The sequence below is a fragment of the Salimicrobium flavidum genome (genome assembly GCF_900156645.1).
Taxonomy (GTDB): Bacteria; Bacillota; Bacilli; order Bacillales; family Halobacillaceae; genus Salimicrobium; species Salimicrobium flavidum.
Genome location: NZ_FTOC01000001.1, coordinates 504,376 through 523,657 on the forward strand (window position 1 = coordinate 504,376; position 19,282 = coordinate 523,657).

Here is a 19,282-nt window from a genome sequence, read left to right on the forward strand (position 1 = left end):
AGGCTTTTATTGTGGCTGTCTCTCTTTACGTTCTCTCGACAGTCGTAGCCTGTAGAGTCCTAAAACTATCGAGGATGCGACCAGACTTTCCGCAAGAGGCAGATTTAACCCTAGCATCAAAGTAAGAATAAACGTCCCGATGACGAGCACTGTATAGACGACCACATTTTTCAGAAGCGGAAGCTTTTTGGCGAAACCGAGCTTGAAAGTAATAACCGTCAGTATAACTATAGTGATATACAACCAGAAAAAGCTTTGAAACAAGGAAGATGCTTCCGCCGGATTATTCAAATTCACTTCCGGACCAAGACCCTTGAAAAAAAAGTCGGCTACAGGCCACAAATCATCCGGAACCCGTAGTGTAGATGTCGCTTGCATGTTGCTTCCCCCTCTGTTTCATCTTCTCCCATCATACTAAAATTCTATCTTTTATGCTAGTTGTTTAAGTTTCAGAAAGAATAATTTATACTTATAAAGAATGGCTTTGTAGAAACTTTGTCCATAATTTTTCTACGCTTCAGGAATATACTCTCCTGAAGCCGATCCAGAGAAAGGGCCAGTAACCGCAGTAATCGTACAACTGGGAAACGACAAGCAAAAAATCAATGAGCCGAAAGAATAGAGGTGAAGAACAATGCAAAATATTTTATTAGCATGTGCTGTAATTTTCTGTTTCGTATTTACCGGATTCTCAATAGCCGTGGAACTATTTCTGCTTGCCGTACTTTTTTTCTTAGCAGGAGGCGGCATTATGGGATATGGTATCAAAATCAACAAACAAAGAAGCGCTTGATTGGCAATTGAGCGGTTCATCTCATAATTGGCAAAAATTATAAAGGACCTCCTGATATTTCGGGAGGTCCTTTTCACATCTTAATGTAAGCTATTCATATGACTAGAAGCCAGTTGCTTTATTCTTCTTTCAACGATATATAAGTAGTCGAAACTTCTTCGTGTATATTCGCTCTCGTGGCACAGACAGAGGTTCGGTCAAGCATTGACAAAGGTTTGCCATCTCCTGTAGTGACCACTCCTCCGACTTCTTCTACTATTACTTTTCCAGCGGCGATATCCCATGGCATTAGACTCATAGTTACGTAACCATCAAGCAGCCCTTCCGCAACATAAGCGAACTCAAGTGCGGCTGATCCATAGGACCTCGTGCTTCTTAGCCGTTTCACAAGTTCGCGTATCCCTTTTGCATCTACTCGTTTATTCTCATCAAGCAGCCAAGTGGTATTCAATGAAAAGATAGAACGTTTAAGTGGTCGTTCCACTGATAATCCAGGAAGTAACTTACCGTTAAGGTGTGCGCCTTCATCACGCACTGCCGTATATAGATTATCATTCATAACGTCATAGATTATTCCGATCTCTCCTACCCCGTCTTCAAAGACACCGACCGAGATCGCAAAGTTCTGCTGTTGATGCACAAAATTCATCGTCCCGTCAATCGGATCTACAATCCAGACGACCCCATTCAAATCAAATATATCATCGCCCATACCTTCTTCTCCAAATAATCGGTGCTCAGGATACTCCGTTCTTATTTTATCCGCAAAAAATTGTTCGGTATCCTGATCCATCTGTGTGACAAGATCGTCCGGGTTGGACTTTGTTTCTATGTGCAATGGTTCACCGATATTTTCCCTGATATGCTTACCGGCCTCAAGCACCCAGGATTTTGCTTTTTGAAATATTTGCTGTTTATCCATAAGTCGAACTCCTTTTCATCCATGTCTTATCTCATGTTATCAAAAGGAGCGACCCTTTACACGAAATTGAATTGCAATCATTTCCTTTTGTCTACACTACTTTCTTCCACTCAACGAAGCTAACCTCATTTTACTCCATGAAATCTGGTGTTCGTCATTCTCCTGCAAGGCGCGGAACAAGAATTCCAATTCCCGGTCTATCTCTTCTTCCACGGACAGCAGCTTTTCATCCCTTTCCCTTAAGATGTCGACAGCTTTTCTCATTACAGATCCTCCCTTCCTCAAAAGCTTTTAATTTACTATTATTTATCCGTTTCCCCCGGTTCTGAAACATAAAATTCAACCTTTTCGTATAATTATGTTAGCATTTAAAATGTCAATTTAATTCGAGGTGATAATATGACTACATTCAGTGGATTTACAGAAAAAGACTTTGAAGTCTTCCAAATTGATGGGCTCGAGGAAAGGATGGAAGTTCTCAGGTCCAGGGTTTCGCCGAAGCTCGAAGATATAGCCCAAACGATCGCTCCGGACCTTGCAGCACAAACCGGTGATGAGATGTTTGTACACGTAGCGAAACATGCTAGACGCAGTAAAAACCCTCCAGATGATACGTGGGCCGCTATAGCCAATAACAAGCGTGGCTATAAAAAAATCCCCCATTTTCAGGTAGGGATGTGGGAGGACAATGTGTTTCTCTGGCTGGCGTTCATTTACGAAGCTCCGAACAAAGAAGAAATAGCAAAAACTTTCCTCGAAGACTTCGATGCGATAAAGCAGACTATTCCCGATTATTTTGTTCTATCTAAGGATCACACAAAGAACGAAGGTATTTCATTTTCCGAGAGCACGTTGAATGAGACGCTCACCCGCTTCCGGGACGTGAAAAAAGGAGAGTTCCTTGTAGGGCGACGCATTTCTTCAGACGACGATATCCTAAAAGACAAGCAGTCCTTCATCCGGGAAGCGAAAGAAACATTCGAGACACTACTTCCTATTTACGAAAAAGCATTAAGAACCTAAAAAATGTAAAGAGGGCTTCAGTCGAAGCCCTCTTTACATTTTTATATTTACTACGTCTGCGTTGTTCGCTTCTTTAACCACATGATAGGCCGAATAACCAGAAGCACGTTCAAATGATTTGAATAGCTGTTTTTCTTCGCTTTTGGAAGGAACTACCTGTTTGAATCGCTTATACGCATCCATGAGTTTCCCTTTTTCCACGCCATTTTCATAAGCTTCTTCGACCAGTGAATAAAAGTTCACGACATCTATAATTTCTTCTTTCGACCAATATTCTTCATCTATAGGATAAGTGTAATCCACCGTTCCTCACCTCCATTTGTCACTTATATAATCTGCTTCCTCTTTTATTTTATCAAATAATTGCTGAACACTCAGCTCTTCATGGATTCTGGCCGAGACCTGCCCTGCCCATCCAAACCCTTGTTTTTCTAACCCCATATGAATGAAACTTTTATTTGCCTCTCCTGAAATGAGTGTTTTCAATTTATCATAATCTGCACCCTGTTTCTCCAAAGCAAGGATTTGATCAGTCCAATCGTTCGCCAGTACTCTTGCAGGAGTACCTAGCGATATTTTGATCACCGTCGTGCCTTCATCAGTCGCATCCAGAATACTCTGTTTGTATTTTTCATGAGCATGCAGACACTCTTTCGTCGCAATAAACCTCGTTCCCATTTCCACACCTTCGGCCCCAAGAGCAAGGGCAGCCATCACTCCCCGTCCATCCGAAATACCCCCAGATGCAATAACCGGGATTTCTACAGTATCAACCACCTCAGGAGTAAGAATGAAGGTACCAGTATCCGAGCGGCCAATATGACCTCCGCCTTCCTGTCCCACAACCATCACAGCATCAGCCCCAAGTTCCTCAGCTTTTTTTGCTTGTCGCTTTGCAGCTACCAATACCAACTTCTTAATCCCTGTATTACTCAACATATCGAGTACACCTTTCGGATTGCCTCCAGTTACAGAAACCACCGGCACCTGCTCTTCAATCGCCACTTGCACCATATCTTCATAAGGTCTTCCATGGCTTCCTATAGCAAAATTGACACCGAATGGATGAACGGTTTTATTCCTGGTTTTATGTATTTCTTCACGAAGTTTTTCCGGAGATTCCAGGCTCATAGCCGTAATTTGTCCCAGACCTCCTGCATTCGATACGGCAGAAGCAAGTTCAGAATAAGCAAGGTATGCAAGCCCCCCTTGAATAACCGGGTATCGGATAGAAAGCAATTCCGTGATTTTTGTTTTCCAATTCATATAATAGCCCCCTCCTCATTTCAGTTTAGCATACATGAATAAAATGAATGCCAATCTAAAATCAAAGATTCAATTTATAGGTCATACAAAATGAAAGAAGCCACCGAAATCGGCAGCTTCTTCCGTAAAATAGTTATTTAGTATTGCAAGTCGGGCAAGTACTGTAAAGCGTCGAAACCTTTTCATTCTCGAAATGTTCAATTACCCTTTGACAGTCTTGGCATACGATAGTTCCCATTTTGCATCCATCCTCTCTTTTTTGTAATCGCTTTCAATGTAGTTTCATTATAAGTGGGAAAAACAAGAAAGTCAATGGTATAGTATAACTTTTTTATAAAAATGTCATACTAATTGATTTTAGACTAATCGCGCAAAGTTTTCACCCTATTTAGGGGCTTTATTTATTTGATATTGATATTTTTTCGCAATGTGAAAAATTGTGGAGGGTATACTGGGCACTTCCGAACCCCCTCACTTCTGTGAAAGAAAAAAAGAGACCTTTTAATAGGTCTCAAATAATCAAGGATGTTTTATTTTTTCAGGATCAAGTAAGGTATAACCTTTGTCACGCAAACCTGTCACTATATCTTTCAAAGCGTTGTTCGTCCATTCCCGGTCATGCATCAGAAGGTTCGCTCCATCTCTTAGTAACGGTGTGTTTACCATAATGTCTGCCAAACTCTCTGCATTCGTATACTCTTCGTTCCAATCATACCCGTATGTCCAATTCATGAGAAGCATCCCCTCCTCTTGGACGAGCTGTTTTGAATACTCAGTGTTCTGACCAAAAGGAGCTCGGAAAAAATCAGGCCGCTCTCCTATGATTTCTTCGATCCGGTCATTCAAACCTACGATTTCCTCTTTCTGTTCTTTTTCAGTTAAATCGGGCAATGAAGCATGAGTTTGAGTGTGATTACCTATCGGAAAACCCATTTCATGAATTTTCTTAAGCATTTCTGCCTCTTCAGGCGTATCCAGGAAGTGTCCATTCACGAAGAAAATGGCAGGAGCATCTTTCTTTTTAAGTTTTTCCGCCATTTCTACGGCATGTTCGTCAGGAGCATCATCGATAGTCAAAAGTGCCACTTTGGAAGTTTCCTCATTGATAGGGGAAAATGACCAATCCTCTTGAATCTTATAGTGTGGTTCTGTCACCTTCTTTTTTTCTTCTTTTTCTATGTCTTCAGTACCCTTAACTTCGTCTTCATTCTTTTGTTCATCCTCTTTCTTTTCTGTTGTCCCTTCTTTTTTATCGGTTTCTTCCTCACTCTTACCTTCCGAAGTTGCATCTCCTGAAGCACTACAGGCCGCCAGAAGGAGAACAACAACCATTATAATCCACAATCTCATTATAATTTCCCCCTATAATATTATGTAATTTCTTTAATTATAATATAGTTTCTCCATATTCTCTATTATTCAAACGAAATTTGTATTACAATATATAAACGTGACTTATCGAGAAGTCTTTAAAAGGTGGTCCCTTAGAGTGAAGCAGTATTTGAAACATTTCAAACTATTCGGCGGACGAACAATCAAGACTGGTATTTCGGTATTTCTTACTGCACTGATTTGTTCTATATTCAACTTACCGGTAATTTTCGCTGTGATTACTGCTGTGGTTACTATTGAACATACTGCTGTTGCATCGATAAGAAAAGCCGCTGTGCGATTTCCGGCGTCAGCCATTGGAGCGCTCATTGCAGTACTTATGTATTCAATGTTCGGCAAAGGGGCACTCACATTCGGCCTGGCTGCAATGCTGACCATCGGGATATGTCACAAACTAAAACTGGATGAGGGTATTCTTGTTGCAACCATTACTGCAATTGCTATGATCCCTGATTTTGGAGGAAGTGAAATTGTTTCGTTTATCACAAGGTTGGGTACTACTTCTATTGGTATCGTCGTTTCCACTCTTGTGAATTTCTTTTTGCTTCCACCCAACTATACACCGACTATATTGCAGAACCTTCATGCGATGAATAAAACTTCAAGTCAACTGCTCAGTAGCATTATTCTCGATATTACTCACACCGCCAAGCATAAGAAAGCCTTGACGAAAAGGCTCCATCGTCAGTTGACTAGTCGGCTGGAACGAACTGAAAATCTGTTGAATTTCCAACGTGAAGAATGGAATTATCATCGCCATTCCAGAAAAGACTTGAAACAGCTCGTCTATGTGAAAGAACATTTATCTCTGATGCATCAACTCGCTCATCATCTCGGAAATATGATATTCGCAAGAGAAGCATCTCCCTCATTCAGTCAGAGTGAGGTTGATCTCCTTCAGAACCTGAGCACTCATTTCGAACAGACGATTATGGATGACCATCACGAGATAAGTGAAGAGCAATTCAAACTTATAGAAGAGCTGGATCGTCTATTCTGGAAATGGCGAGAAGAACACATCCAGAAGAACTATGGCTTCAGACATCATTTCGCTTCTGAAGTGGTGTTGGTCTATGAATTGTTGTCTTTCCACGATGTCCTGGAAGAAATGAACCAGTTGACTTCAAAGCATAGAGCCCATATCATGTCTAATGATGAAAAAAAGAAGAAAGGATGAACACTTGATGAATCAAGTAACAAAAGTATTCTACATTTCAGTAGTTATCGCATTCTTATTTATCGGATGGGGAGTCATCCCGGAAAGCGTACTACCAAACGGTAACCTCTCTACTGTTACTACACAAATCCAAGGGTTCCTCACCGAAAAATTCGGATGGTTCTACCTGCTTTCCACTACAGGATTTGTAATCTTTGCGATCTACTTAGTTTTCTCGAAGTATGGAAGATTGAAACTAGGAAAACCGGAAGATGAACCGGAATATCCATACATCACATGGTTTGCTATGCTTTTCAGTGCCGGTATGGGAATCGGGCTTGTTTTCTGGGGAGCTGCAGAGCCACTATCCCACTTCCATACACCAGCTGTACCTGAGCAATCAAGTCAGACGCCTGACGCGGCCTATTCAGCTATGAAGTATACATTCTTCCACTGGGGACTTCACCCTTGGGCTGTTTATGCTACACTAGCTTTGGCCCTTGCGTATTTCAAATTCAGAAAAGGTGCCCCGGGAGTTATTAGTACAGCACTAGTACCACTACTTGGTGAAAAACGAATCCAGGGACCTATCGGAACTATCGTTGATTCAATTGCAGTATTCGCCACCATCTTTGGTGTAGCTACGTCTCTCGGACTGGGAGCACTTCAGATTTCCAGTGGGCTCTCTTTTACATTTTCCGGTTTGGAGAATACATTCACCCTTCAATTCATCATCATTGTAGCAGTAACCGTGCTGTTCATGGCTTCCGCAATGACAGGACTGAACAAGGGGATCAAGTATTTAAGTAATACGAACATCGTGTTAGCTTTACTGTTACTGCTTTTCATGATTTTTGCAGGGCCGACAAACTTTATCATGGACTTCTTCACGACTTCATTCGGTGCTTATATTAGAGATTTACCATATATGAGTTTCCGGTTGACACCGTTCTCCCAGGACAATTCATGGATCCAAGATTGGACTATCTTCTACTGGGCATGGTGGATTTCCTGGGCTCCTTTCGTAGGAACGTTTATCGCCCGCGTGTCCCGTGGTCGTACAATCCGCGAATTTGTCCTTGGTGTCCTGCTCGTGCCGACTATTTTCGGTGCCCTATGGTTCTCCGCGTTTGGTGGAGCGACAATCGGCCTAGAATATTTTGACGGTATCGACGTCTTTTCTGATATGTCAGAACTCGGTACGGAAGTTGCTTTGTTCTCCATGCTTGAGCACGTACCGTTTGGCTCAGTAATGTCTATCGTCGGCCTGCTCCTGATCGGTACATTCTTTATCACTTCTGCAGACTCAGCTACTTTCGTTCTCGGAATGCAGACGACAAATGGCAGCCTGAACCCGAATCGTAGAGTTAAATTTACATGGGGGGTCATACAGGCCGGAGCAGCATCCGTATTACTTTGGCAAGGTGGATTGAGTGCTTTGCAGACCGCTGCAATCATCTCTGCCTTCCCGTTCACTTTTATTTTGATTATGATTTGTTTCTCCCTTATGATCGCATTCAAAGAAGAAGCAAAACTCGTCGACTTGAAAAAGAAAAAATAGCTTTTTTAAAGCGTCCGGAAATCCGGACGCTTTTTTTGATTCACATTAGAGCATAGTGTGTAATCCGTCGAGTAAAAGGTAAAGTTATGTTTAGAACACATCTGAATATGTTCCAGGATAAAGAAAAAACTTCAGATTTTTTTCGTTTTAATGACCCTAATCTACAAATGGATGACTTTTCCTTAACATTTCAATTACATTAACGGTTTTTCTTCCTATCTTTGTTATTCTTTATATAGAGATAAACGGAAGGAGACGAGCGTGTAATGAAATACTCTTTCTTGCTAATTTATATACTAGTATTTGTAGTAAATCTTCAGGTGACCGATCCCACCATTGATGTTATTTATGCCAGCGGAAATGATTATGAACTTATACTTGTGGCAGAAGAAGATGAAGCATCCATGAAACCGTACATGTCTGCATTACTTGAATTCAAAGAGACAGAATCACACTCCTTTGAATTTACCAGAGAGGAAATGACAGCTCAGGAAGTCACAAATTCTTCCAAGGAGATCCCTTCGATAATTGTCAAAAGAGAAGGTACAGTCATCGGAGATGTTTCTGGGGAGTCCTTGAGTAAGCAGCAGATCGTTAAGCAGTTAAATACCATACTTCAAGATCAAAAGCTGTGAGCGCCGCTCACAGCTTTTTTAATATGCGTATGATCACATTCTCCCATTACAAATAAAAAGGCTACCCTGAAAATAAATATTCAGGCGGACGCTTTCCGCGGGCAATGCTTCAGCCTCCTCGTTTCTCTGTGGGGTCTTCAGCTACCCGAGTTCCCGTCGGAGTCGCCGCCTTTCTCTACATTTATCCTAACAACACGAATCATTTACAGAGCCCGAAATTTTCATAGAACATGGTGCAAAGGACTTTACATGAACGTCTCTGTTAAAGCCGGGTTTTGATTTTGAACGAAGACTGAAGACGCCTGCCGAGAGGAGCATGAACGGAGAATCAGTTGAATCGATGACAGAGAGTTGCGGAAGACCTAGTGTCATGCTCCCGGCAAGCTTCTGCCCCCAGAGAAGAAAATCAACGATAACCGCTGATATAACAAATAAAAAAAGCCTGCAAAAGAGAAATTTTCTGATGCAGGCTTTTTATTGATTATTTAATGTGAATCGGTCGACCGATTGCAACTTCGGATGCTTCCATCGTAATCTCACCAAGAGATGGATGCGCATGAATCGTAAGCGATAGATCTTCGGCCGTCATGCCTGTTTCGATCGCAAGACCTATTTCAGCTATCATATCACTGGCATTAGGTCCTGTGACATGGCCGCCGATGATCAGACCATCTTCAGTTCGAGTGATAAGCTTAAGGAAGCCGTCCGTGTCATTAAGTGAAAGTGCGCGTCCGTTAGCCTGGAATGGGAACTTGGACTCTTTCACTTCATAACCAGCTTCTGTCGCTGTATCTTTCGTATATCCGACCGAAGCGATTTCCGGATCAGAGAAGACGACTGCAGGGATAGCTAGGTAATCTACCTCCGCTTTCTCTCCCCCGATGACTTCCGCTGCAATTTTACCTTCATACGAAGCTTTGTGAGCAAGCGGAGGACCAGGTACAATATCTCCGACAGCGTAAATGTTTTCGAAATTGGTACGACTGTGCTTATCTACTTGAATATAGCCCTTGTCGTCCATTTCTACTCCCATTTCTTCGAGACCAAGCTCATCCGTGTTCGGAGTACGCCCTACTGTTACGAGTACGTAATCAGCTTCAACAGTCTTCTCTTCACCTTTCACTTCGTAGGTGACTTTCACTCCATCTTTCGTTTCTTCCACGCCTTGAGCCATGGCGTTGGTCACTACTTCGACACCTTTTTTCTTAAGGTTCTTCATAACCGGCTGAACAAGGTCTTTTTCAAAACCGTTCATAATTCGGTCTGTACCTTCAAGTACCGTAACTTCTGTATCAAAGTTTGCGTATGCCGTACCAAGTTCAGTACCGATATACCCTCCACCGATTACAATGAGTTTCTTCGGTATTTCCTTAAGAGCAAGTGCTCCTGTAGAATCAAGAACGCGATCAGAGAATTTGAAATTAGGAATTTCGATCGGGCTGGAACCTGTAGCGATAATGCAGTTTTTGAACTTGTAAGTCTGGGACTGCTTATCATCCATGATTTTCACTGTATTCTGATCCACGAAGTAAGCTTCGCCTCTCAGAATATCAACTTTGTTGCCTTTCAAAAGACCTTGCACGCCGCCCGTAAGTTTCTCCACGACGCTACCTTTCCATTCCTGGACTTTCGAGAAATCGACAGTAGGATTCTCAGTAGATATACCCATATCCGAGTTCCCTTTAGCCTTTTCAAAATTGTGTCCAGCTTCAATAAGGGCCTTGGAAGGAATACAACCGACGTTAAGACAAACGCCTCCAAGGTCTCCTTTATCAACAATAGATACTTTCTGGCCTGTCTGAGCAGCACGGATGGCAGCAACGTAGCCGCCAGGTCCTGCTCCTACTACTAATGTGTCTAATTCAATCGGGAAATCTCCTACTACCATACTTTACGCCTCCATCATAATTAGTTGTGGATCGTTCAGTAAACGCTTGATGTTGTTCATTGCGTGCTGTGCAGTTGCTCCATCAATGATTCTGTGGTCGAAGCTTAGGGAAATCGCAAGTACCGGAGCAACTACTACTTCTCCGTCTCGGACCATCGGTTTTTCTGCAATTCGGCCAATACCAAGGATTGCAACTTCCGGATGGTTGATTACAGGTGTGAACCACTGACCGCCAGCAGATCCGATATTTGTGATCGTTGTCGAAGCACCTTTCATATCTTCACCAGTAAGTTTTCCATCACGTGCTTTGACAGCAAGCTGGTTGATTTCATCAGAAATCGAGAATACCGCTTTACGATCCGCATCTTTCACTACTGGAACAAGTAGTCCCTTATCCGTATCAGCTGCAATACCGATGTTATAGTAGTGCTTCTGAATAATTTCCTGCGTTTCATCATCGAGAGAAGTATTCAATACCGGATACTTCTTAAGCGTTGAAACGAGGGCTTTCACTACATATGGAAGATATGTCAGCTTGATATCCTGTTCAGCAGCAACTTCTTTGAACTTCTTACGGTGAGCGACAAGTTCCGTTACGTCTACTTCATCCATCAGTGTAACATGGGGAGCTGTCTGCTTCGAGTTGACCATAGCTTTCGCAATAGCTTTACGCATGCCACTCATTTTCTCGCGGGTTTCCGGATAAGCTTCGCCGGAAGGAACTTGCTGCTTAGATTCAGTGGAATCTGTTTGAGTTTCTTCGGCAGATTCGTCTTTCTCACCTTCAGCAGCTGTCTGATCACCATTTACATAAGCTTCAATGTCTTCTTTCAGGATACGACCATTCTTTCCGCTTCCCTGTACTTTCTGTATGTTCACATCGTTCTCCCGCGCATATTTACGCACTGATGGCATAGCTATTACGCGCGTTCCATCATCTTCTTCTGACTCGTCTGAAGAAGATGACGCAGCCGGTTTTTCATCCGACTTCTCTTCTTTTTCTTCCTCTTTCTTTCCTTCTTTCGGCTCTTCTTTTTTCTCTTCTTCCTGAGACTCTTCAGAAGAACCTTCATCTTCGTAACCTTCAGCATCAAAAGTGATGATGACCGTGCCGACAGTTGTCGTTTCACCTTCAGCTACGTGTACTGCTTTTACTGTTCCATCTACTGGTGAAGGGATTTCTACGACAGCTTTATCGTTTTGAACTTCACAGAGCACATCATCCTCTGATACTTCTTCCCCTTCTTTTACAAACCACTTTGCAATCTCACCTTCATGGATACCTTCACCGATATCAGGCAATTTAAACTCATATGCCATTTGCGAAAACCTCCTACCTGGTTTTTATTTTAAAAATTCATTACACTTTCTACTTTTTCAATGATAGAGGTATGATCCGGCAGCCATACACCTTCCGCTTGCGTAAACGGATAAACAGTGTCCGGTGCAGTAACACGCATAACAGGAGCTTCAAGGTGAAGAATAGCTTTCTCTTGAATCTCTGCAGCTACACTCGAGGCGATTCCTGCCTGTTTTTGCGCTTCCTGGATCATAACAGCGCGGTTTGTCTTCTTAACCGACTCGAGAATCGTTTCATAATCGACCGGGCTGACCGTACGAAGGTCGATCACTTCAGCAGATACTCCGTCTTCTTCAAGCTGTTCAGCAGCTTTAAGTGCAGAGTGAACCATCGCTCCATACGCTACAAGTGTCACATCTGACCCTTCCCGTTTCACATTCGCTTTACCGAGTTCTACTGTGTATTCTTCTTCCGGAACTTCTTCACGGAAAGAACGGTACAGTTTCATATGCTCAAGGAAAATGACCGGATCATTATCACGGATGGATTGAATCAGGAGGCCCTTCGCATCATAAGGATTTGAAGGAATCACCACTTTAAGTCCAGGCTGTTGAGCCATCAGTCCTTCAAGACTGTCAGCGTGCAGCTCGGGCGTGTGGACACCTCCGCCGAACGGGGAACGTATTGTAATCGGCATCGATTTAGTGCCACCGGTCCTGAACCGGTAACGTGCCATCTGACCGCTGATTGCGTCCATCGTTTCGAACACGAAACCGAAGAACTGAATCTCAGGTACAGGACGGAATCCTGTAAGAGCAAGACCTATAGCCATGCCGTTGATACCTGATTCTGCGAGAGGTGTATCAAATACACGTTCTTCGCCAAATTCATCCTGCAAGCCTTCTGTAGCGCGGAATACACCGCCGTTATGACCGACGTCTTCCCCGAAGACCAGCACATTTTCATCATTACCAAGTTCTGTGCGCATCGCTTCTGTGATGGCTTGTATCATTGTCATTTGTGCCATGATTTACTTCGACTCCTTCTCTGCGTATTCTTCCCTTTGTTCTTTCAGGCTCTGTGGGAGTTCTTCATACATTATATCCATCAAGTCAGTGACTTTCTGTTTTGGTGTGTTATCCGCTTCTTTAATTGCAGCTTTGATTTCTTCTTTTGCCTTCTCGATGACTTTATTCTCTTCATCTTCATTCCATAGATCTTTGCTCTCGAGATATTTACGGAAACGGACAATCGGATCTTTTTTCTCCCACTCGTCATTCATGTCTTCCGTACGGTAACGTGTAGGATCGTCCCCTGCCATTGTGTGAGGACCGTAACGATACGTAAGAGTCTCAATCAATGTAGGACCTTCTCCATTAATGGCGCGCTCTCTTGCATCTTTGGTTACAGCGTAAACGGCGAGTACGTCCATTCCGTCCACCTGGATACCTTCGATACCGGCAGCAACCGCTTTTTGAGCTATTGTCTGAGCCGCAGACTGTTTCTCTACAGGTACAGAGATGGCAAATTGGTTATTCTGCACGACAAAAATGTTCTGTCCACCTAGGGCACCTGCGAAGTTGACTCCTTCGTAAAAGTCACCTTGGGAAGCTCCGCCATCTCCTGTGTAAGTAATCGCTACAGCCTCTTCTCCACGTTTTTTGAATCCGATTCCTACACCGGCTGCCTGGGTAATCTGAGCACCGATAATAATTTGAGGACTCACCGCGTTCAACCCGTCAGGCATCTGATTACCGACATAATGTCCTTTAGAGAACAAGAATGCTTTGTATAGTGGAAGACCCTGCCAGATCAGTTGAGGTACGTCACGATAGCCCGGAAGAATATAGTCCGCTTGTTCAAGTGCGTATTGGCTCCCCAGTTGTGATGCTTCCTGTCCCGCTGTCGGAGCATAGAAACCGAGACGTCCCTGTCTGTTCAATGCAATGGAACGCTGATCCAGGATACGTGTATAAACCATACGGCGCATAATTTCTTTTAAATCGTCGTCTGAAAGTTCAGGCACTGCGTCTTCATTCACGATCTCGCCTTCTTCGTTCAGAATTTGAAATGTTTCGAACTGATTTTCAATATTTTCAAGAGTTCGTTTCAATGTCTGTCACCTCTTCCTTTCCATATAAAAAATGTGAAATGCTATTCCTGTTCGACCAGGAGTACTTTTGTTCAGTGTAGCCAAATTCAAAGGAAACATGTACCTATCGCCTCTTATTAGTGATACCCGATTGGAAAAAATCCTAATCACATACCTCCATAGTACAACTGTTACAAAAAGATCTACACTATTAACTGGTACAATGTTTAATCCTTTAATAGTTTAGCCCACTTCCAATGAATTCGTCAATAGACAGAACTTCGGATCATTTAATAAAAGAAGGACCTGTAGGTACAAATGTTTCTTGTTATTCATTTCCTCCCACTATCCAAATCTGTATTACTCTATTAATCCTTCTGTTGTAATTGTAGTTTATGATGTGGGAATTTGCAAAAGAAAAAGACCGTCCCCGGAGGCGCGGCCTTTATACTTAACTTTCATTATAATCAACATTGAGATCTGATGCTTCATAAAATTCTTTCTTCAATTCGTTGAAACGCTCCGTCTGCTCATTGAACGTTTCGTTGATTTCCATTACGCGCCCATATTTTTCATTGATATCGGAAACTTGGGAGCGAAGCTCACTTTCCTGCAAATTTTCTTCTTTTAACATCGTGTACAATTCTTCATCCATTGTCAGTGCTTCTTTATAAGCTGCATGCAACTCTTCATAATTGCTATAACGTTTATCCATCACAGTAACCAGTTCTTCTGCTGCATTTCTCGCCTCTTCGTTCTCTTCTATGTCCTCTATCAATGGCGCTACCTTGTTGAACTCTTCTTTCGCTGATTGAATGCTTTCACTTTCTAATTTCAGTTTCTCTTTGCGTTCCTCTACAATACCAATAGCTTCTTCAGATAATTCCTGGATCGTATTCAATTCGTCCTTACTTGAATTGATTATCTCACTATACAATTGTTGTTCTTCTTCTTCTAACGCAGATAACTGCTGTTGCTGTTCCTTGAATGCATCTTCAAGTGTTACCGTTTTTTCGAGATGATCATACATTTCTTCCTGAGCGGATTGGCCTGAACATGAAGCTAAAAATGCTACCATTCCCAAAAAAAGTACCATAGCTGATTTTCTTATCACGATGTCGCTCCCCCTTAATAGATAGAAAACTTTCATTGTTTTTAACTCATATCTACAATAGTATAATAAATGGAATAGAAAGAAAAGATGATTTTCTATCGTATTGAAAGAAGAAAGAGAGGATGAGACAGTTGATAACAATGGATGATATTGTAAGGGAGGGGCATCCCGCTCTTCGAAAAAAAGCAGAACCTATAAACTTACCACCGACGGAAGAAGAAGAACAAACTTTAGAAGATATGCTTCAGTTTATAAAAAATAGTCAGGATGAAGAAATTTGTGATAGATACGGCCTCCGCCCGGGTGTTGGTCTGGCCGCACCTCAAATAGATATCAATAAACGGATGCTGGCCGTTCATTTCACCGACCTGAATGAGAAAGAATACAGTTATGGACTGTTCAACCCTAAAATAGTCAGTCATTCTGTAGAAATGACCTATTTATCCACGGGAGAAGGATGCCTTTCTGTAGACAGAGAAGTCCCGGGATATGTTCCGCGTTATCGAAGAATCACAATCAAAGCTACCGATCTTGAAGGAAATGAATTGAAACTCCGCCTCAAAGATTTCGCAGCGATCGTTTTTCAACATGAAATCGACCATTTGAATGGGGTTATGTTTTATGATTACATCGATAAGGATGATCCTTACCGACTTCCCGATAATGCTACCCCTGCTGATAGATAACCAGTGGAATAATGGCTTCGTCCCTTTTTGAAAGTGGCTCTGCGAATTTAAGATTGGTATGGACATGTCAGTGTGCTTTCCTGCACTCTCTACGATCAATCCTGAGAACTTTTGATTTCAGGCCCTACCAGCTAGGCCTGTTTGCCCTACGTTCCAAAATCAACGACCGGCTTTGACAGAGCCTATCTTTAAAATCATAACAATAAAGCCGGACCGTACTGAAACGGCCCGGCTTTATTGTTATTATCACTGTTATCGTTCCTTTTTGATTTTCATTTCTACGAGTGAAAGCTTGCCGCGGGCGTCTCCACCCATTATTCTGAAATCAACAACCGTCTTTAACAGATCCTGGTTTTTAAGAAAGTAACCCTATTTCATATACCGCCTTGGTCAATCCATCCTCGGAAACATCATCTGTCACATAATCACTGGCCGCTTTCACTTCGGAAACGGCATTCCCCATTGCAATACCGGTCCCTACATCACGGATCATCTCGATATCATTGGGTCCATCGCCAAATGCATAAACATTCCCCATGTCTACGTCTGCCGCTTCAATCAATTTCCGAATCCCCTCAGATTTCGACCCACCGCTGGGGATGATATCGCAGGAGTATTTATGCCACCGGATATAGTCGAAAGCCCGATGGGACTGACGATAACTTTCTATTTCATCACCTTCACAGAATATGAGGGATTGATACATTTCTCTTTTTTCATGGTAGAGTTCGTCCACTTCAGGATAATTGAAACGAAGAGACTGAAGAGCTTTTTCCACTCTGTTGCTCCCTGGTTCTGTGGCTTTCATCGTATCTTCATTCATAAAAATGACCGGGTGGTTATTAGCGATCGCTTTTTTATACAAAGAATCAAGTTCTTCGTGTTTAAGGGGATTTTTATAAACAGGAGTGTCCTCGAGTACGACATACTGCCCGTTAAAACTGATGAATGAACTGATACCGAGTTTTTCTCTTATTCGATTATGCATAAAGGGCGCACGTCCAGTAGCTATCGCACAATAAACACCCTGTTTTTGAAGCTTCGTGATTGTTTCGATAGTCGATGTCGATAGTTCCTTATTGTGGTCGAGAAGTGTTCCATCTATATCAAAAAATGCCAGTTTCTTTGTCATTCCTTCTCCTCCTGAGTTCTGTAATTTCATTAATGGATATACTGTAGCACGACTTTTACATTTTGGAAAGAATACGCACAGAAGGCATGCTCGATTGTGTATCTCCGAAAAACTTTACAGCGACTATCAACTTAATTGTTTCATTATGAAGAAAACCGTATTATACTATAGGTAACAGGGATTGGGCGGTCATACGTTTTGCTAACGGTTTTCTTCTATTTATTGAAGGGAGATGGACGCTGTGATGAAGCGTTTAAGAAGAAGGCTCAAAAAACGTTGGAAACGAATACTCGAAAGAAAAATGTATGCGTGATGCTTTATGAATTCCGGAAATACGTGCGAACAATTACAAATCAAATCTAGAGGAGAGATAGAATACAATGATATACAAAGTTTATTATCAGGAAATTCCCGGTGAAGTTCCTGTAAGAGAACGTACGAGTTCTATGTACGTTGAAGCAAACGCTGAGCGTGAGGTACGTGCAAAATTAGCCGATAAGAACGTAAATATTGAATTTATTCAAGTGTTAAGTGAGGAACACCTTGAATATGAACAGAAGAATGAAGATTACCAAGTGGAGCAATACTGACCGATGAAATTCGTAAAAAATGACCAGACAGCCGTTTTCGCTCTAGGCGGTCTTGGAGAAATCGGCAAAAACACTTACGGCATCCAATTTCAAGACGAAATTATCCTCATTGATGCAGGGATCAAATTCCCGGAAGACGAATTACTAGGGATCGATTATGTTATCCCTGACTACACGTACCTTATCCAAAACAAGGATAAAATCAAAGGGCTTTTCATCACACACGGACACGAAGACCATATCGGCGGTGTTCCTTATCTGTTGCGTGAATTGAACGTACCTGTTTATGCCGGAAAACTGGCTATAGGTCTATTGAAGAACAAACTGGACGAACACCGTCTTACAAAAAACACGACACTTCATGAAATTCAGGAAGATGACGTGATCAAATTCAGAAAGACCTCCGTATCTTTCTTCCGCACCACTCACAGTATTCCGGATTCTTTCGGAATCGTTGTGAAAACACCACCAGGTAACATCGTTCATACAGGTGACTTCAAATTCGATTTCACCCCAGTAGGAGAGCCTGCTAATATCGCACGTATGGCAGAAATAGGTAAAGAAGGAGTTCTTGCCTTGCTTTCCGATAGTACGAACGCAGAAGTTCCGGGATTCACTAAATCAGAACGAGTTGTCGGAGAGAACATCAAAAATGTTTTCTCTAAAGCGAAAGGCCGATTGATTTTTGCGACATTCGCTTCTAACATTTACCGACTTCAACAAATGATTGAAGGCGCTGTACAGCACAACCGTAAAGTAGCGGTATTCGGCAGAAGTATGGAGTCTTCCATTCGTATCGGTCAGGAACTCGGATATATCCGTGCTCCAAAAGGTACATTCATCGACGCTCATGAAATCAACCGTCTCCCCGCCCATGAAGTGACCATCCTATGCACCGGCTCCCAAGGTGAACCGATGGCCGCATTATCACGAATTGCGAACGGTACCCACCGTCAAATTCAAATTATCCCAAATGATACTGTCGTGTTCTCATCTTCCCCAATCCCTGGAAACACGATCAGTGTCAGCCGTACTATCAATAAACTTTACCGTGCCGGAGCTGAAGTCATCCATGGACCATTAAGTGATATTCACACTTCTGGACACGGAAGTCAGGAAGAAATGAAGCTAATGCTTCGTTTAATCCAGCCTAAATACTTCATGCCTATCCATGGTGAATACCGGATGCTTAAAGAACACGCAAAACTAAGTGAAGACTGTGACATTGAACCGGATAACACTTTCGTTATGGACAATGGTGACGTCCTCGCACTTGGTAAAGATGAAGCCATGGTTGCAGGTAAAGTGCCGTCCGGGGCTGTCTATGTAGATGGCAGCGGAATTGGCGATATCGGTAATATCGTCCTTCGGGACCGTCGGATCCTTTCCGAAGAAGGTCTTGTTATGGTGGTCGTCAGTATCGATATGAAAGAATTCAGAATTGCTTCCGGACCTGACATCATATCCCGTGGTTTTGTCTATATGAGAGAGTCTGAAGACTTGATTAAAGATGCCCAGAAGCTTGTCACGAAGCATGTGAACAAAGTTATGGAGCGTCGGACGACCCAATGGTCCGAAATCAAAAATGAAATTACTGATACGATTGCACCATTCCTGTTTGAAAAAACGAAACGGCGTCCAATGATTCTTCCAATCATCATGGAAGTTTGATTCCACGCAAAATAAAAGAAACGCGCGAAGCCAATATGAGTTTTTGGTTTCGCGCGTTTTT

General features: G+C 42.4%; 21 protein-coding genes. 8 read left to right on the plus strand and 13 right to left on the minus strand.

Features of this window, described 5'->3' with window-relative positions:
* Nucleotides 1-6: 6 nt before the first annotated feature.
* A complete protein-coding gene (locus BW944_RS02615) occupies nucleotides 7-378 on the minus strand; it encodes a YlaH-like family protein (RefSeq protein ID WP_076556781.1) in 372 nt (123 codons plus the stop codon).
* Between the two features lie 256 nt (nucleotides 379-634).
* Between BW944_RS02615 and BW944_RS14950 the strand changes: the two genes are divergently transcribed.
* Nucleotides 635-793, plus strand: a complete 159-nt coding sequence (locus BW944_RS14950; RefSeq protein WP_159438126.1) for a hypothetical protein — start codon at nucleotides 635-637, stop codon at nucleotides 791-793.
* Between the two features lie 118 nt (nucleotides 794-911).
* On the opposite strand, the gene BW944_RS02620 is transcribed toward BW944_RS14950, so the two are convergent.
* Together BW944_RS02620 and BW944_RS14955 are read right to left on the minus strand one after the other, a co-directional pair.
* Nucleotides 912-1,715 (minus strand): inositol monophosphatase family protein, encoded by an 804-nt coding sequence (locus BW944_RS02620; RefSeq protein WP_076556782.1) that lies wholly within the window; start codon nucleotides 1,713-1,715, stop codon nucleotides 912-914.
* Between the two features lie 96 nt (nucleotides 1,716-1,811).
* Nucleotides 1,812-1,979: a hypothetical protein gene (locus tag BW944_RS14955; RefSeq protein WP_159438128.1), complete on the minus strand. Its 168-nt coding sequence runs from the start codon at nucleotides 1,977-1,979 to the stop codon at nucleotides 1,812-1,814.
* A gap of 135 nt (nucleotides 1,980-2,114) precedes the next feature.
* Here BW944_RS14955 and BW944_RS02625 point away from each other — a divergent pair, with 135 nt between their 5' ends.
* Nucleotides 2,115-2,738: a YktB family protein gene (locus BW944_RS02625; RefSeq protein WP_076556783.1), complete on the plus strand. Its 624-nt coding sequence runs from the start codon at nucleotides 2,115-2,117 to the stop codon at nucleotides 2,736-2,738.
* 33 nt (nucleotides 2,739-2,771) lie between these two features.
* On the opposite strand, the gene BW944_RS02630 is transcribed toward BW944_RS02625, so the two are convergent.
* The 4 genes from BW944_RS02630 to BW944_RS02645 all read right to left on the minus strand — a co-directional run bounded on the left by BW944_RS02630 (nucleotide 2,772) and on the right by BW944_RS02645 (nucleotide 5,354).
* On the minus strand, nucleotides 2,772-3,041 hold the full coding sequence (locus tag BW944_RS02630) for a UPF0223 family protein (protein WP_076556784.1): 270 nt from the start codon (nucleotides 3,039-3,041) through the stop codon (nucleotides 2,772-2,774).
* Nucleotides 3,042-3,047: 6 nt separating this feature from the next.
* Entirely contained in the window at nucleotides 3,048-4,004 is a 957-nt protein-coding gene (locus BW944_RS02635) for an NAD(P)H-dependent flavin oxidoreductase (RefSeq protein ID WP_076556785.1), read from the minus strand.
* Between the two features lie 133 nt (nucleotides 4,005-4,137).
* Nucleotides 4,138-4,242: a GapA-binding peptide SR1P gene (locus BW944_RS02640; RefSeq protein ID WP_076556786.1), complete on the minus strand. Its 105-nt coding sequence runs from the start codon at nucleotides 4,240-4,242 to the stop codon at nucleotides 4,138-4,140.
* Between the two features lie 281 nt (nucleotides 4,243-4,523).
* Nucleotides 4,524-5,354, minus strand: a complete 831-nt coding sequence (locus BW944_RS02645; RefSeq protein ID WP_076556787.1) for a polysaccharide deacetylase family protein — start codon at nucleotides 5,352-5,354, stop codon at nucleotides 4,524-4,526.
* A 139-nt stretch (nucleotides 5,355-5,493) separates the two neighbouring features.
* Between BW944_RS02645 and BW944_RS02650 the strand changes: the two genes are divergently transcribed.
* From BW944_RS02650 to BW944_RS02660, 3 genes are all read left to right on the plus strand, one after another.
* Nucleotides 5,494-6,573: an FUSC family protein gene (locus BW944_RS02650; RefSeq protein WP_076556788.1), complete on the plus strand. Its 1,080-nt coding sequence runs from the start codon at nucleotides 5,494-5,496 to the stop codon at nucleotides 6,571-6,573.
* Nucleotides 6,574-6,580: 7 nt separating this feature from the next.
* A complete protein-coding gene (locus tag BW944_RS02655) occupies nucleotides 6,581-8,113 on the plus strand; it encodes a glycine betaine uptake BCCT transporter (protein WP_076556789.1) in 1,533 nt (510 codons plus the stop codon).
* A 266-nt stretch (nucleotides 8,114-8,379) separates the two neighbouring features.
* A complete protein-coding gene (locus BW944_RS02660; RefSeq protein ID WP_076556790.1) occupies nucleotides 8,380-8,748 on the plus strand; it encodes a hypothetical protein in 369 nt (122 codons plus the stop codon).
* A 481-nt stretch (nucleotides 8,749-9,229) separates the two neighbouring features.
* Here the strand turns inward: BW944_RS02660 and lpdA are convergent, their stop codons facing one another.
* From lpdA to BW944_RS02685, 5 genes are all read right to left on the minus strand, one after another.
* Complete coding sequence (lpdA, locus tag BW944_RS02665) at nucleotides 9,230-10,636, minus strand: dihydrolipoyl dehydrogenase (protein WP_076556791.1); 1,407 nt, start codon at nucleotides 10,634-10,636, stop codon at nucleotides 9,230-9,232.
* A gap of 3 nt (nucleotides 10,637-10,639) precedes the next feature.
* Nucleotides 10,640-11,956, minus strand: coding sequence for a dihydrolipoamide acetyltransferase family protein (locus tag BW944_RS02670; protein WP_076556792.1), 1,317 nt, complete (start codon nucleotides 11,954-11,956; stop codon nucleotides 10,640-10,642).
* A gap of 29 nt (nucleotides 11,957-11,985) precedes the next feature.
* Nucleotides 11,986-12,963, minus strand: coding sequence for an alpha-ketoacid dehydrogenase subunit beta (locus BW944_RS02675; protein WP_076556793.1), 978 nt, complete (start codon nucleotides 12,961-12,963; stop codon nucleotides 11,986-11,988).
* A 3-nt stretch (nucleotides 12,964-12,966) separates the two neighbouring features.
* Nucleotides 12,967-14,049, minus strand: coding sequence for a pyruvate dehydrogenase (acetyl-transferring) E1 component subunit alpha (gene pdhA / locus BW944_RS02680; RefSeq protein ID WP_076556794.1), 1,083 nt, complete (start codon nucleotides 14,047-14,049; stop codon nucleotides 12,967-12,969).
* 430 nt (nucleotides 14,050-14,479) lie between these two features.
* Nucleotides 14,480-15,142 (minus strand): YkyA family protein, encoded by a 663-nt coding sequence (locus BW944_RS02685; RefSeq protein ID WP_234983090.1) that lies wholly within the window; start codon nucleotides 15,140-15,142, stop codon nucleotides 14,480-14,482.
* Nucleotides 15,143-15,273: 131 nt separating this feature from the next.
* On the opposite strand from BW944_RS02685, the gene def reads away from it, so the two are divergent.
* Nucleotides 15,274-15,828 carry a peptide deformylase gene (gene def / locus BW944_RS02690; RefSeq protein ID WP_076556912.1) on the plus strand — a complete coding sequence of 185 codons (555 nt, stop codon included), beginning with the start codon at nucleotides 15,274-15,276 and terminating at the stop codon, nucleotides 15,826-15,828.
* A 355-nt stretch (nucleotides 15,829-16,183) separates the two neighbouring features.
* On the opposite strand, the gene BW944_RS02695 is transcribed toward def, so the two are convergent.
* Nucleotides 16,184-16,960: a Cof-type HAD-IIB family hydrolase gene (locus BW944_RS02695; RefSeq protein WP_076556795.1), complete on the minus strand. Its 777-nt coding sequence runs from the start codon at nucleotides 16,958-16,960 to the stop codon at nucleotides 16,184-16,186.
* Between the two features lie 380 nt (nucleotides 16,961-17,340).
* On the opposite strand from BW944_RS02695, the gene BW944_RS02700 reads away from it, so the two are divergent.
* Both BW944_RS02700 and rnjA read left to right on the plus strand, forming a co-directional pair.
* Entirely contained in the window at nucleotides 17,341-17,550 is a 210-nt protein-coding gene (locus tag BW944_RS02700; RefSeq protein ID WP_076556796.1) for a DNA-dependent RNA polymerase subunit epsilon, read from the plus strand.
* 3 nt (nucleotides 17,551-17,553) lie between these two features.
* Entirely contained in the window at nucleotides 17,554-19,221 is a 1,668-nt protein-coding gene (rnjA, locus tag BW944_RS02705) for a ribonuclease J1 (protein WP_076556797.1), read from the plus strand.
* Nucleotides 19,222-19,282: the final 61 nt, after the last annotated feature.